The sequence below is a fragment of the Collimonas silvisoli genome (assembly GCF_018305005.1).
Classification (GTDB): Bacteria; Pseudomonadota; Gammaproteobacteria; order Burkholderiales; family Burkholderiaceae_D; genus Collimonas; species Collimonas silvisoli.
Genome location: NZ_JAGQEG010000046.1, coordinates 30485 through 44438, shown reverse-complemented (window position 1 = coordinate 44438; position 13954 = coordinate 30485). Strand labels below are relative to the sequence as shown.

General features: G+C 60.1%; 11 protein-coding genes. 7 read left to right on the top strand and 4 right to left on the bottom strand.

What is annotated here, in order from left to right; all coding sequences use genetic code 11:
- The first annotated feature begins 212 nt into the window (after positions 1–212).
- The 6 genes from kdpD to KHU33_RS14050 all read left to right on the top strand — a co-directional run bounded on the left by kdpD (position 213) and on the right by KHU33_RS14050 (position 6386).
- A complete protein-coding gene (gene kdpD / locus KHU33_RS14070; RefSeq protein ID WP_329956057.1) occupies positions 213–3041 on the top strand; it encodes a two-component system sensor histidine kinase KdpD in 2829 nt (942 codons plus the stop codon).
- Positions 3042–3043: 2 nt separating this feature from the next.
- Positions 3044–3739, top strand: a complete 696-nt coding sequence (gene kdpE / locus KHU33_RS14065) for a two-component system response regulator KdpE (protein ID WP_211463934.1) — start codon at positions 3044–3046, stop codon at positions 3737–3739.
- Between the two features lie 111 nt (positions 3740–3850).
- Positions 3851–4219 (top strand): nuclear transport factor 2-like protein, encoded by a 369-nt coding sequence (locus tag KHU33_RS14060; RefSeq protein WP_211463926.1) that lies wholly within the window; start codon positions 3851–3853, stop codon positions 4217–4219.
- Positions 4220–4271: 52 nt separating this feature from the next.
- Entirely contained in the window at positions 4272–4697 is a 426-nt protein-coding gene (locus KHU33_RS14055; RefSeq protein WP_211463924.1) for a glycosyltransferase family 2 protein, read from the top strand.
- Complete coding sequence (locus KHU33_RS26870) at positions 4661–4795, top strand: hypothetical protein (RefSeq protein ID WP_407928283.1); 135 nt, start codon at positions 4661–4663, stop codon at positions 4793–4795. The genes KHU33_RS14055 and KHU33_RS26870 overlap by 37 nt, the downstream gene beginning before the upstream one ends.
- Before the next feature lie 202 nt (positions 4796–4997).
- Positions 4998–6386, top strand: coding sequence for an MFS transporter (locus KHU33_RS14050; protein WP_329956056.1), 1389 nt, complete (start codon positions 4998–5000; stop codon positions 6384–6386).
- Positions 6387–6392: 6 nt separating this feature from the next.
- Here the strand turns inward: KHU33_RS14050 and KHU33_RS14045 are convergent, their stop codons facing one another.
- From KHU33_RS14045 to KHU33_RS14035, 3 genes are all read right to left on the bottom strand, one after another.
- Complete coding sequence (locus KHU33_RS14045) at positions 6393–7412, bottom strand: Gfo/Idh/MocA family oxidoreductase (RefSeq protein ID WP_211463920.1); 1020 nt, start codon at positions 7410–7412, stop codon at positions 6393–6395.
- 58 nt (positions 7413–7470) lie between these two features.
- Positions 7471–8268, bottom strand: a complete 798-nt coding sequence (locus KHU33_RS14040) for a TIM barrel protein (RefSeq protein ID WP_211463918.1) — start codon at positions 8266–8268, stop codon at positions 7471–7473.
- 89 nt (positions 8269–8357) lie between these two features.
- Entirely contained in the window at positions 8358–9377 is a 1020-nt protein-coding gene (locus KHU33_RS14035) for a sugar ABC transporter substrate-binding protein (RefSeq protein ID WP_211463916.1), read from the bottom strand.
- Positions 9378–9576: 199 nt separating this feature from the next.
- Between KHU33_RS14035 and KHU33_RS14030 the strand changes: the two genes are divergently transcribed.
- The gene (locus tag KHU33_RS14030) at positions 9577–11256 is read left to right on the top strand and encodes an extracellular solute-binding protein (RefSeq protein ID WP_211463914.1); all 1680 of its coding nucleotides are present in this window, start codon (positions 9577–9579) and stop codon (positions 11254–11256) included.
- A 60-nt stretch (positions 11257–11316) separates the two neighbouring features.
- On the opposite strand, the gene cphA is transcribed toward KHU33_RS14030, so the two are convergent.
- Positions 11317–13887 carry a cyanophycin synthetase gene (gene cphA / locus KHU33_RS14025; RefSeq protein ID WP_211463912.1) on the bottom strand — a complete coding sequence of 857 codons (2571 nt, stop codon included), beginning with the start codon at positions 13885–13887 and terminating at the stop codon, positions 11317–11319.
- Between the last annotated feature and the right edge of the window lie 67 nt (positions 13888–13954).

The following is a 13954-nucleotide window of genomic DNA, read 5'->3' as shown; positions in this document are numbered from 1 at the left end:
CAAAAATTATGTCGGGCCGGCGCCGGATCGCAAGAACCTGGGTAAAACTGCATTGGTGGTATCGGCGACTAAAACGTTTTAAGAGTTATTAACAAGCCGTTTGAATAGTAATGGCCGGGACGCCTGCGAGCTCCCGGCCTGTTGCGTTTCAATCTACAATTGGCTTACGAATTTGCGTCACCGTCTTATCGACGGCTTTTACAAGGTAATCAGTGTCTTCACCTTACTCAAACGACGATCTGCGCCCAGACCCGGATGCGCTCCTGGCGCGGCTTCAGGTACAAGAGATCCAGGCTGCGCGGGGCAAGTTGCGCATCTATTTCGGCGCCTCGGCCGGTGTTGGGAAAACCTATGCCATGCTGAGCGCCGCGCATAAATTGCATAGTGAGGGGCGCGAGGTGCTGGCGGGCGTGATCGAGAGCCACGGCCGCTCTGAAACCGCGGCGCTGTTGCATGGCTTGGAAGTGCTGCCCATGAAACAAGTCGCTTATCGCGACAAGCAATTGCCGGAATTCGATCTGGATGCGGCCTTGCAGCGCAAGCCCTCGCTGATATTGGTGGACGAACTGGCGCATTCGAATGCATCCGGCTCGCGCCATCCGAAGCGCTGGCAAGACGTGGAAGAATTGTTGAACGCCGGGATCGACGTTTTCACCACATTGAATGTCCAGCATCTGGAAAGCTTGAACGATGTGGTGGGCGGCATCACCGGCATCCGGGTTGCGGAAACCCTGCCTGATACCGTATTCGACGCCGCCGACGAGGTAGTGCTGGTGGATTTGCCGGCCGATGAATTGCTGAACCGGCTCAAGTTCGGCAAGGTTTATCAACTGCCGCAAGCCGAGCGCGCCTCGCGCAATTTTTTCCGCAAAGGCAACCTGATCGCGTTGCGCGAGCTGGCTTTGCGCCGCACCGCGGATCGTTTGCAGGGCGATGTCCAGGCTTACCGGATCGAGAAATCGATAGGAACGGTGTGGCAGACCGACGCCGCCTTGCTGGCCTGCGTCGGCCCTTCGCTCAACGCTGAACATGTGATCCGCAACACTGCCCGGCTGGCGACCCAGCTCAATGCCGAATGGCATGCGGTGTATGTCGAGACGCCGCGCTTGCAGCGTCTGCCGTCGGCCAAGCGCGAGCGCATCCTGAAGACGCTCAAGCTGGCGCAGGATCTGGGGGCGACCACTGCGGTACTGGCCGGCAATGACGTGGCCACAGTCATGGCCGCTTATGCCCGCAGCCATAATTTTTCAAAGATCATCATCGGCCGCAGCCAGCGCCGCTTTCCCTGGCAAGCCAACCATTCCGCACGCATCGCCGCCCTGGCCAGCGACATCGATCTGATCGAAATCGGTGTGCCGACCATCAGCGCTGCCGAAAAGCAGGAAGACGCCGCGGGAAAAATCGCTCCGCGTCATATACCCCTGCAGAGCAGGATCGAGTGGCGGGGTTATGGCTGGGCGTTTGCCGTATGTGCGCTGGTGACCTTGCTGGCGACGCCGATCTTGCCGTTTTTCGACCTGGCTAACATCGTCATGCTGTATCTGTTGGCGGAAGTCGTGATCGCCATCCGCTACGGCCGCGGCCCGGCAATTTTTGTCGCTTTGCTGAGCATCGCTTCTTTCGATTTCTTTTTCGTGCCGCCGCGTTTTTCGTTTGCCGTCAGCGATTTCCAATACTTGCTGACCTTCGGCGTGATGCTGGCGGTGGGCCTGACGATTACCCACTTAACCGCCGGATTGCGCTACCAGGCGCGGATTGCATCGGACCGTGAAGCGCGTTCACGCGCCTTGTTCGAATTTGCCCGCGCCTTGTCCGGCGTGTTGCAGACCGAACAGATATTCGAAACCAGCGGGCAGTTCCTGCAACGCAGTTTCCAAGCCAAGACCTTGTTGCTGATACCGGACGACGCCGGCCGTTTGCAAATGCCGGCGGTGATCCCGGAGGATGCGGTGAAGGTTGCCGACGCACTCGACATGGGCATCGCCCAGTGGGCTTTCGACAATGCCAGCAGCGCCGGTATCGGCACCGATACGCTGCCCGCCAGTAGCTACCTGTATCTGCCCCTGGTGGCGCCGATGCGGACCCGCGGCGTGCTGGTGATCTTGCCGCACAGCCGGCGCTGGATCTTGATTCCGGAGCAGCAGCAACAGTTGTACACCTTCGCCACCCTGACCGCAATTGCGCTGGAGCGGGTGCATTATGTCGAGGTCGCGCAAGATGCTTTGGTGCGCATGGAGTCGGAACGTTTGCGCAATTCCCTGTTGTCGGCCTTGTCGCATGATTTGCGCACGCCATTGACGGCCTTGGTCGGCCTGTCCGAATCGCTGGTGTTGTCCAAGCCGCCGTTGCAAGATCAGCAGCAAGTGCTGGCCGCCGCGCTGCATAGCGAAATGCTGCGCATGAGCGCGCTGGTGACCAATCTGCTGGATATGGCCAGGATCCAGAGCGGCGAGGTCAAGCTGAATTTGCAGTGGCAGCCGTTTGAGGAAGTGGTCGGCAGCGCGTTGCGCGCCAGCGGCTCGGCGCTGCTTGGGCATCATGTGGAGATCCGGGTGGCGCATGAGCTGCCGCTGATCCGTTTCGATGCGGTGCTGATCGAGCGGGTGCTGTGCAATCTGCTGGAGAACGCCGCCAAATACACGCCTGCCGGTTCGCATATCATATTGGCGGCGGTGGTCAGCGGCCGCTTTCTGGCGGTGACCGTGGCCGATGACGGGCCGGGGCTGCCGAGCGGCATGGAGGATGCGATATTCGAAAAATTCACGCGCGGCGAACGTGAATCGGCCAAGCCCGGGGTCGGGCTGGGGCTGGCGATTTGCCGTGCGATCGTGGAAGCCCACGACGGTACTATCCGCGCCCATAATCGCAGTACCGGCGCTGGCGGCGCTGAATTCATCTTTACCATTCCGCTCGGCGCGCCGCCCAGCATGCCGGATCTGGAAGAGCATGAAGCGGCCGCCGATGGCACAGGCAGCGCAGATGGCGCTAGCGGCCAAAGAAATCCCGGCGAGCGAAATAGCGGAAATACGGAGAAAGCATGACGATGCAACCGACACCCATAGCACTGCTGGTCGAAGACGAGCCACAGATCCGGCGTTTTGTACGGGCCGCCCTGGAGGGCGAGGGCTGGCAGATTTTTGAAGCGGCGACCATGCAGCGCGGCTTGATCGATTGCGGCACCCGCAAGCCGAACCTGGTGATTCTCGATCTCGGCCTGCCGGACGGCGACGGTGTCGATTTCATCCTGGATGTGCGGAAATGGTCGCGCGTGCCTATCATCGTGCTGTCGGCGCGGGTCAACGAAGCCGACAAGATCAAGGCGCTCGACGCCGGCGCCGACGATTACCTGAGCAAGCCCTTTGGCGTCGGCGAATTGCTGGCGCGGGTGCGGGCTACGCTGCGGCGGCAACACCAGCCGCTGGCCGGCGAAGATGGCTTGATCCGTTTCGGCGACGTCACGCTGGATCTGCAGGCGCGGCTGGTGACCAAGGCGCAGCAGCAGGTGCATCTGACGCCGACCGAATACCGTTTGCTGACGGTGCTGGTGGCCAACGCCGGGCGGGTAGTGACTAATCCGCAGCTGCTGAAAGAAGTGTGGGGGCCGTCGCATTCGGAGAGCGGCCATTATCTGCGGATTTATATGGGACACTTGCGGCAGAAACTGGAAGACGATCCGGCCCAGCCCAAGCATCTGCTGACTGAAACCGCGGTTGGCTATCGGATTCTGCTGTCTCAGTAAGCAGCCGCTGGGCCACGATGACGGTTTGCTGGACACATTGCGGCAGTCCAACGGACCGTTCTGAAGACAGGTATAGTTCAAATCCGATCCACATTGCTATAGGAGCATTTCATGCCAAGTAGAGAACGTGTTGAAAGTCTGATCGCGCTGGTTGTGCAGGGGAAGTACGTAGAGGCGATCCAGGAGTTTTATACCTACGATGCATCCATGCAGGAAAACCAGGAGCCGCCGCGCAAAGGGTTGCAGGTGCTGGTGGCCGGTGAGGAAAAGGCGCTGGCCGCTTTCAAGGAAATCCGCACCCTGGCAGCCAAGTCGTTCTTGATCGACGGCGATCGGGTCGCGATCAATTGGCTGTTCGAACTGGTCGCCCACGATGGCCGCAGTTTCCAGCAAGACGAAATCGCCTACCAGCTTTGGCGCGGCGACAAGATCAGCGAAGAACAGTTCTACTACGATCCGGGACAGCGCAAGCTGGTTTGATGGCTTGGGTAAAATGGAAAAAATCAATAATATAAGCACGCAATAAGCACGAATGAATAAGCCGCTCTTGCCGCCACCCTTGGTTTCCGTCATTGTTCCCGTATACAACGGATGCGAATTCTTGGACGATTGTTTGCGGTCCATGCTGAATCAATCCTTTACGGATGCAGAAATCATTGTTGTCAATGACGGCTCAACCGATGAAACGCCGGCTTTACTGAAACAGTACGAAAATCACAAAAATATCGTTGTCTGTCATTTCTCTGAAAACCGCGGCGAAGCAGCCGCTACCAACGTCGGGATACAGATTGCAAAAGGGAAGTACATTGCCAGAATGGACGCTGACGATATATCGCTGCCCGAGCGCTTATCTTTGCAGGTAAGAATGCACAAAAGGCTTTCGAGGCCGCAAAAACTCGCTACTCTACAGGTGAGGGATCAATCCTTGAGTTACTTAAGAGTCAGTCTGACGTTGTAGATGCTCGACAACAATGGATAAGGACATACTCTGAGTGGCAAGCCGCGAAAGTAAGATTTGCTGTTTCTATTGGGCGTTTGGAAGAGTTTGATCATTAACCGTGCTTGCAATTCCTAGATGGTCGAATTGTCGATAGCCCAGAAAATTAATTTATTACATCAAGAGGTCGCCAAATTGCTTGATCCTCAGTCATAGTTACTATGACCTGCCGCTAACTTTCAGAAATAGGTGTAAACTACCGGCCAGACAGATGCAACACTGCTTGCATCTGTCTTTTTGTTTACCCTACGGTCATCAGCAGTGTCACGTACTCTTCTTATTCCGCTTATTGTTGCTTGCGCGCTGTTCATGGAAAACATGGATGCGACGGTGATTGCCACCTCTCTGCCGGTGCTTGCGCGCGACCTCGGACAAGACCCCCTTACCCTGAAACTGGCGCTGACCTCGTATGTGGTCGGGCTCGGCGTGTTCATCCCGATCAGCGGCTGGGTAGCCGATCGTTTCGGTGCGCGCACCGTGTTCCGTTCCGCGATCATGGTGTTCCTGACCGGTTCGCTGATGTGCGCAGCGTCGAGTTCGATGGTGGCGTTTGTCGCTGCGCGCTTTTTGCAGGGCATAGGCGGCGCCATGATGGTGCCGGTCGGGCGCATCGTGATTTTCCGTTCGGTGCCGCGTACCGAACTGGTCAAGGCCATCAGCTATTTGACCATTCCCTCACAGCTGGGGCCGGTGATCGGGCCGCCGCTGGGCGGCTTCATCACGACTTATTTCCATTGGCGCTGGATTTTCCTGATTAATGTTCCTATCAGTATTCTCGGCATGTACCTGGCCAGCCGCTATATCGAGAATTACCGTTCCGACGATTTGCAGCCGTTGGATATGAAGGGTTTTGTCTTGTCTGCGGTTGGCAGTACGCTGCTGATGCTTGGACTGTCGCTGATCGACGGTGAGTTGCTGTCGTCGGAATGGGCCTTCGCCATGTGCGTGCTGGGCGGCCTGACCTTGTACGTGTATCTGCTGCATGCGCGGCGCGAACCCTTTCCGCTGTTGGATCTGCGTCTGCTGCGAATCCCGACTTTCCGTGCCAGCGTGATCGGCGGTTCGCTGTTCCGCATCGGGCTGGGGGCGGTGCCGTTCCTGTTGCCGCTGACGCTGCAGGTCGGCTTTGGCATGAATGCCTTTCACGCCGGCACCATCACTTGCGCCTCGGCCTTTGGCGCGATCTTCATGAAGGCCATCGGCACCTCGATCCTGCGTCGTTACGGTTTCCGTTCGGTGCTGATGTGGAATGCTGTGCTGGCCGGGCTGGCGCTGTCCTCGTATGGTTTGTTCACGCCGACCACGCCTTATCTGGTGATGATGGCGGTGGTATTGCTGGGCGGCTTTTTCCCGTCGATGCAATTCACCTGCCTCAATACCATGGCTTACGCCGATCTCGATAGCGCCGACGTCAGCCGCGCTACCAGCCTGGCCAGCGTGGTGCAGCAGATTTCTTTGGGTCTGGGGGTGACTATCGGCGGCCTGGCGGTGCATATGTCGAGCCGCTTGCAGGGGCACTCGACCATCGTGGCGGGAGATTTCTGGCCGGCCTTCATTGTCATCGGCCTGTTCTCGATGGCGTCGATTCCTGTGACCCGGCGGCTGCCTTTGAATGCCGGCGCTGCATTGACGGGGCATAAACCGGCTTAGGGTTGTTTACAATACCTCCGCCAGCCGGACCGGCCGCGCTTCAGTGACCGAGCGAATGCACGCGAGCGCAAGGGCGAGTGCGGCACGCGCGGCTTCGCCGCTTGGCCCTTGCACCTCACCCGAGCGGACCGTTGCGACGAATTCGACCAATTGCGCCGTATAGGCATCGTGAAACAGATCGATGTTGAGCTGCGTGGTGGGGCTGTTTATCCCGTTTGCGCCGAAGTAGGCCGCATTCGAGCGGCGCACGTCTCCCATCGTCACCATCCCCCTTGAACCGAATACTTCGCCGCGAACATCGTAGCCGTAGGCCGCCTGGAAGTTCGCTTCGGCGCAGGCCATCGCGCCGTTGTCGAAGCGCAGGCTGACCAGCGCGGTATCGAGCAGGCCGCGCGACTTGAAGTCCGGCCGCACCAGTGCGTCGGCGATGGCATAGACTTCGATCACCTCCGAGCCGGGGTTGAAGAAGCGCAGCGTATCGAAGTCGTGAATCAGCGTTTCCAGAAAGATCGCCCATGGCGGAACGCGCGCAGGATCGGCCAGTTCCGGGTCGCGCGTCAGCGAGCGCAGCAATTGCGGCGTTCCCAGCTCGCCGGCGACGATGCTGCGTTGCGCTTCGGCCCAGGCATTGTCGTAGCGGCGATTGAAGCCGACTTGCAACGGCACTTTTGCTGCGCGCGCAGCGGCGATCGCCCGGTCGGCTTCTTCGATCGTCAGCGCCATCGGCTTTTCGCAGAACACTGCTTTACCGGCCTCCGCCGCCATGACGATGAGTTCGCTGTGAAACCGTGCCGGGGCGGCGATGATGACCGCGTCGATATCGGGATCGGTAATGATCTGCTGGACATCGGTAGTCGCACTGGCGCAATGCAGCCGGTCTGCAAGGCGTTGGGCTGCCTCAGCCGCCGGATCTGCGATCGCGGCGAGCTGCGCGCCAGGCACCCGGCGCGCGATACTCTCGCCGTGGAACGAACCGATCGCACCGGCGCCAATCAGGCCGACCTTGACTGTTTTATTCTGTTTCATTTTGGATTCCTGTTGTTAAGTTGATTGAAATTCATGGTGCAGAATCAAACGTTGCTGTTTACCGATTCGTGATTGCTTCCGTCGAAACGGTGAAGGCGTCCCGGAAGCGCCGCAACGCCTGCTCGCTGCCGCCGCTGGCCCACGCTTCGAGGCCGATAGTGCCGCGATAACCGGCGCTTGCCAGTGCGCGGGCAATGGCTGGATAGTTGATCTCGCCGGTTCCGGGTTCGCATCGTCCGGGCACGTCGGCCACCTGAATCTCACCGATATACGGCAGTGCGCGCCGCACCAGTTCGATCAGGTTGCCCTCGCCGATCTGCGCGTGATAGAGATCGAGATTGAGCCGCAGATGCGGACTGTCGACTGCGCTCACCAGCGCCAGCGTGTCTGCTGCGCGGGCGAACGGCACTCCTGGGTGATCCACCTCGGTGTTCAGGTTTTCGAGGCAGAACACCAGGCCCGCGCGTTGCCCTAACTCGGCGATGCGCGTCAGCGTGCGCTGCGCCGCCAGCCACATGGGGCCGGACGCCGCCGCTATCGGCTGGACCGGCAGTCCCGCAGCGTCGAGGCCGGTTCCGTGCAAATTGAGGCGGGGGCAGCCGAGCCTGCCGGCGGCTTCGATGGATTGTTCGGCGGTGCGCAGCAAGGCATCTGCGCCTGCAGCGGTGATCAGATCGCCTTCGATATAACCGGTCATCGACGAAAAGCGGGCGCCGGTTCGCGCCAGCGCGTTGAGGTCGTGCCGGGTCCAGTCCCAGATCTCGACTTGAAAGCCCAAGTCATGGATTTTTCGAACTCGGTCGACAAACGGCAAATCCTGAAAGACCATTTCAGCGCATATCGCTAGTTGAAACATGATAGATCTCCAAGTTAAATCACGGCAATGATGTCGAATGACTGCAGCGGCGCAGCGCAGTGCCGATGGGCGGTCATTGCAGGTATAGATCAGCGATACTGGCCCGCGTATTTCTCGACCAGCTCGACGTTGTCGCGGGTGACGAAGCTGGGGCCGGTGGCGACGTGGCGAGGGCCGAAATGCGGGATCAGCCCATACAGTTTGAGGCGCCGCTGGAAATTGGCGTCCGCCAGCAGCGTCTTGCGTGCCTGATCGATATTCTGCATCTTGTCGCGTCGCATGATGGCTAGCATGGCCACCGGGATATACCCTTGCAGATAGGGTTGCTGGTCGACTGCGAACGCTACCGTGCCCGCTGCAATGGCCTGGTTGATCTCAGGCGTCATATCGAAGGTGGCGAAATAGATCTTGCCGGTCAGACGGCGCTTTTGCACCGCCCGCAGCGATGGCACAGCGGAGGTTGGGCCGAGTGTAAGGATGGCTTGGATATCCGGGCGTTTGCTCAAGGTTCCGAACACGCGGTTCTCGACCTCGGTGGGATCGTTGCCTGAGTCGAGCGTCGACTGCTTGAAGTCCGCGCCGATCGCATCGCCGAAGCCGCGGCAACGCTCGAACGATTCGGGATTGGTCACATTGTTGTTGACGCACAGGAAGCACTTGACGCCGGCGGCTTTTGCCCGTTCGCCGGCCGCTTTGCCGGCGTCGTATTCGCGCTGTCCGATGTGCAGCAAGGCGCCCAATGCTTCGCTCTGCCGATCGGTGCCCGAATTGAAGGTGATGAGCGGAATATGTTTTGCGGCGATCCTGCGGATCGGTGCTTGCACGATGTCGAAGTCGGGAATGGTGGTGATGACGCCGTCGTAGTTGTGCGCCGCGACCTGCTCCAGGATGCGCGTCATGTCGGCCAGGTCGCCGTTCGGCGGATTGCGGTAATGCACCGTGACGCCGAAGTCCTGCCCGGCGTCTTTGATCGCATTCTTGACCACGTTCCAGAATGGATCCGAATCGGGCGCGTGCGTGATCAATACGAACCGTGCCTCTGCGGCGAATGCATGCGCGCTGAACGCAAGGATAGCGAAGGCCGCAAGCCGGATGGCTACTCGTCTCATGCTTTGTCTCCTGATGGTTTGGTTGGTTTGATGACTGCTCTGTGGCGTAGTCATGTTACGGCCGCAGCATCCGCGGGCGGACATTCGAAAATAACCATTCTGGTTATTTCAAGTAAAATCAATCAGTTATGAAGTTTGTTGGGTAGCGCACCGGTTAGATCCGAAACGTTGAAGCCATCCGCCAGAGGAGATCGCAACCATGCACGGACTCGACCGCTATGCGGCGATCACTATCGTTGACAAGCTGCTGGACATACTGCGTTCCGAACTCGGCGAGGCGGCTCAGGGCGCGTGGCCGATTCTCAGTGCGCTGCTGCGAAATTTTCTGAGCGGCCGTCACACGACCATCACCGCGCTCGCCGATCTCTCCGGCCTGCCGCGCAGCAGCGCGCGCCGCATCATCTTTGGATTGAAGGCGCAGGGATGGCTGCAGCTGCCGCCGATGTCGGCGCACAGCAATCGCGCTCAGGTCACGCCTTCGGCTTTGCTGCTGGACCGCCTCGACAGCATCACCGGGCACACCATCAAGCTACTGGTGGATGCGGTCGACACACAATCGTTCGACCGCTTCAATGCAGTAACCCTGAACCCCGCCGCCGATATCGCATGGCCGCGTCCCGCCGCATCTGGCTTTGATGCGGCGGTCGAATTGACGTTGGTCGCCTATGCCGATCCGGTGTTCGACATCATCAAACAGAATCGCGCCGATGTTGAACGCTTCCTGGGCATGCGGCTGCGCATCCTGACCTACCCGCAAGATACCTATCGGCCGATGCTCGACGCCGCCCTGGCGCCGTCGTCGAGCCTTACCCCGGCTCCGGCCGCGCCTGTGCTGGTAGCCATTCCGTTTCCGTGGCTGGCAGAGTCTTGTCGCGACGGACGGCTGCTCGATTTGCAAATGCTGGAAGCGGGCGGCCAGGTATCCGGCGCCGATTTCTACGATGCCGTATGGCGTGCCGGCTGGTGCCAGGGGCGTCTGTATGGCATGCCGATCCAGCCGACGCTGGATTTTCTCTGGTATCGGCAGGATCTGTTCGATGCAGAGGGATTGTCGCCGCCACGTTGCTTTGAAGACGTCATCGAATGTGCTCGCGTGTTGCACCGGCCCAGTCGAGCGCGCGCCGGAATTACGTGGAGCGCCGCGCCGGGCCTGCCGATCGCCGAGACGTTCTTACAGATTCTGGGTGCGCAAGGCGCACTTTCCGGCGACGCCGGCGTGCTGATGGTCGATACCGAGGCGGGCCGGCGGGTCTGCGAATATTTGCGTGCGCTGCTTCCTTATTCGCAAGCCCAGCTGCGTAGTGCTCATTGGGTACGCAGCGCACAGATATTCGGGCGCGGACAAGCCGCGATGTGCTACGGCTGGTCGAACCGTCACGGCATGCTCGACAGTCATGCGCTATTGCAAAAAGGCGGCCGTATCGGTTTGCAGTTGCATCCGACGTTTGCGCCCGGCATGACGCCGATTTCACCCCTAGGCGGCGCCCTGCTGGCGATTCCGTCCAGCAGCCATGACAGCGCTGCACAGCGCGCCTGGAAGGCGATTGAGACGCTGACTTCGCCGGAACTGATGAAATACTTTGTGCTGCACGGCGCGGCCGGCAATGCGCGCTATTCGGTAGCCGAGGACCGTTATGTATTGCAGCGCAATCGCGTCATCGGCGTGATGGGGCAACTGGCAGAGGCGCAACAGATTCAGGCATTTCCTGCACCGGCGCTGCCGCACTATCACGCAGTGATACAGATACTGAGCGATCATCTTGAAGCGTTGCTGTTCGATACCGGGAAGGATGTGTCGGCCGGGCTTGGCCGATTGCAAACGGCCTTGACTCGTTCTCATCGCGCAGCCACCAAGGGACCTGTGAAACGTCAGGCCTGAGTAAGCCGACCGCCGAGCTTTTTGGCTCGGCGGCGGCCGGACTAAATATAGGCTTCAGCGCTAAACTTCAGCGATACGCTTGGCAATATGCGCCAACGCTTCTTCCACCTGGTCGACCAGGATCAGGCAAAGATCGCCCGGCGACAGATGCGACAAGGCGGTATCGATGGCGACAAATTCGCCGTTGATTTCTTCGGTCGACGTGGTGCGGCGGGCATTTTGCAGGCCTTCGCGCAACAGGCCGAGCACTTCGCCGTCGGCGCGGCCGCGCTGGCATTGGTCTTGATACAGGATTACCTGATCGAAGGCGTCGCCGAGGATTTCAGTCTGATGGCGGATGTCGATATCGCGCCGGTCGCCGGCGCCGCTGATGACTACCGAGCGGCGTTTGGCGGGCATGCTGTCGATGGCCTTTACCAGCGCCTGGATCGCATCCGGGTTGTGGCCGTAATCGGCAATCAGGGTGGCGCCGCGATAGTCGAATACATTGAAGCGGCCTGGTGCGGTGGCGGCGTCGTTGATGAAGGTGCCGAGGCCGGCGTGGATCACATCCCAATCCAGGTTCAAGGCCCAGGCGGCGGCAATCGCCGCCATGGCGTTTTCGATCTGGAAGCCGATCGTGCCGTTGCGGGTCAGCGGGATTTCTTGCAGCGCTATCCGATGCTCTTGCTTGCCCTTGGCGGCGACGATGGCGTTGCCGTCCTGGTACACCACCCGATGCCCTTGGGCGCGGTGGGTGGTCATCAGCGGGTGATGGAAATCGTGGGCGAAAAAGGTGACGGAACCGGAGCAGGATTTGGCCATGCTGGCGACCATCGGATCGGCCGCGTTCAAGACGGCATGGCCGCCAGGGGCGACGTTTTCGACGATCACGCGTTTGACCACGCTCAGGTCTTCCACCGTGCTGATATAGCTCAGGCCGAGGTGATCGCCCATGCCGATGTTGGTGACCACGGCGACATCGCAGCGATCGAAGCCGAGGCCTTCACGCAAGATGCCGCCACGCGCGGTTTCAAACACGGCGGCGTCGACGTCCGGGTGCATCAAGACATTGCGGGCGCTGCGCGGACCGCTGCAATCGCCGGTGTCGATGCGTTGCTGTTCGATGTAGACGCCGTCGGAATTGGTCATGCCGACGCGCAGCCCTTTGCGGCCCAGCAGGTGGGCGATCAGGCGCACGGTAGTGGTTTTGCCGTTGGTGCCGGCCACCGCTACCAGCGGGATGCGGCCGTTGTCGCCGTCTTTGAACATGGTCGACATGATGGCGGCGCCGACTGCGCGGCCCTTGCCGTAGGAAGGGCTGATGTGCATGCGCAAGCCGGGTGCGGCGTTGACTTCGACTACGCCGCCTTCCTGTTCTTCCAGCGGTTGGTGAACATTGTTGCAGACCACATCGACGCCGCAGATATCGAGGCCCACCATTTGCGCCGCAGCCACTGCACGTGCCGCCAGCTCCGGATGGACATCTTCGGTGACATCGGTCGCGGTGCCGCCGGTGCTCAGGTTGGCGTTGTTGCGCAAGACCACGCGCACGCCTTGCTGCGGAATCGAATCGGCGCTGTAATTCTGCTTGGCCAAGGTGGCCAGGGCGATCGCATCGAAGCGGATTTTGGTCAGTGAAGTGGCATGGCCTTCGCCGCGCAGCGGGTCGCTATTGACCTGCTCCACCAACTGGCTGATGCTGCGCACGCCATCGCCGATGACTTGCGGCGGATCGCGGCGGGCGGCGGCAATCAGTTGCTTGCCGACTACCAGCAGACGGAAATCGTGGCCCGGCAGATAGCGCTCGACGATGACTTCCGAGCAGATTTTTGCAGCGACTTCAAAGGCCGCCATGATTTGTTCGCGGGCGGTGATGTTGACCGCCACGCCCTTGCCTTGATTGCCGTCGCGCGGTTTGAGCACCACCGGGCCGGCGATTTCCTGGGCTGCAGCCCAGGCTTCTTCGGCGCTGCTGACCACCCGGCCCATAGGCACCGGCACGCCGGCAGCGTTCAGCAGCTTTTTGGTCAGGTCTTTGTCTTGGGCGATCGATTCGGCGATGGCGCTGGTGTGGTTGGTTTCGGCCGCCTGGATGCGGCGTTGGCGGCTGCCCCAGCCGAATTGCACCATGCTGCCGCCGGTCAGGCGGCGGAATGGAATGCCGCGCGCTACGGCGGCTTGCACGATGGAGCCGGTGCTTGGTCCGAGGCGGATGTCTTCGTCCAGTTCCTGCAGGTTGGCCAAGGCGCCGGTGAGATCGAAAAGCTTGTCTTCCAGCGCTGCCAGGCACAGCTCCTGCGCCAGTCGGAAAGCCAGCTTGCCGACATCTTCTTCAGTGTATTCAACGATTACCTGATAGACGCCGGCTTCCAGCGTGGGCACGGTGCGGCTGAAAGTGACCGGGCAACCGGCTTCCGATTGCAGTCCGAGCGCGGCAATCTCCAATGCGTGGGCCATCGAGACCACTTCGCTTTTGCCGCTTGCTTCCAGGAAGCCGATCTGTGGGAAGCGTTCACGTAGCCTGGCTTCGAAACCCGCGATGCCTGCGATGGCGCGCTCGGCATCGGTACAAGACACGATGGCTTCGATAGCGGTATGTCGACTCCACAGATTGGGGCCGCGAAGTACTCGGATACGTGATACGTCCATCAACAAGTTTTCCTATTGTTACTAATCAAAAAAAGCAGGGTGGGCAAAAAGTGCCGACCCTGCTTAA

Excerpts from the sequence above, each read along its gene's own strand:
- KHU33_RS14045 (WP_211463920.1), bottom strand. The coding sequence starts at position 7,412 with ATGAAACAGAATAAAACAGTCAAGGTCGGCCTGATTGGCGCCGGTGCG.
- KHU33_RS14040 (WP_211463918.1), bottom strand. The coding sequence starts at position 8,268 with ATGTTTCAACTAGCGATATGCGCTGAAATGGTCTTTCAGGATTTGCCG.
- KHU33_RS14030 (WP_211463914.1), top strand. The coding sequence starts at position 9,577 with ATGCACGGACTCGACCGCTATGCGGCGATCACTATCGTTGACAAGCTG.
- KHU33_RS14055 (WP_211463924.1), top strand. The coding sequence starts at position 4,272 with ATGAATAAGCCGCTCTTGCCGCCACCCTTGGTTTCCGTCATTGTTCCC.
- KHU33_RS14035 (WP_211463916.1), bottom strand. The coding sequence starts at position 9,377 with ATGAGACGAGTAGCCATCCGGCTTGCGGCCTTCGCTATCCTTGCGTTC.
- cphA (WP_211463912.1), bottom strand. The coding sequence starts at position 13,887 with ATGGACGTATCACGTATCCGAGTACTTCGCGGCCCCAATCTGTGGAGT.
- kdpE (WP_211463934.1), top strand. The coding sequence starts at position 3,044 with ATGCAACCGACACCCATAGCACTGCTGGTCGAAGACGAGCCACAGATC.
- KHU33_RS14060 (WP_211463926.1), top strand. The coding sequence starts at position 3,851 with ATGCCAAGTAGAGAACGTGTTGAAAGTCTGATCGCGCTGGTTGTGCAG.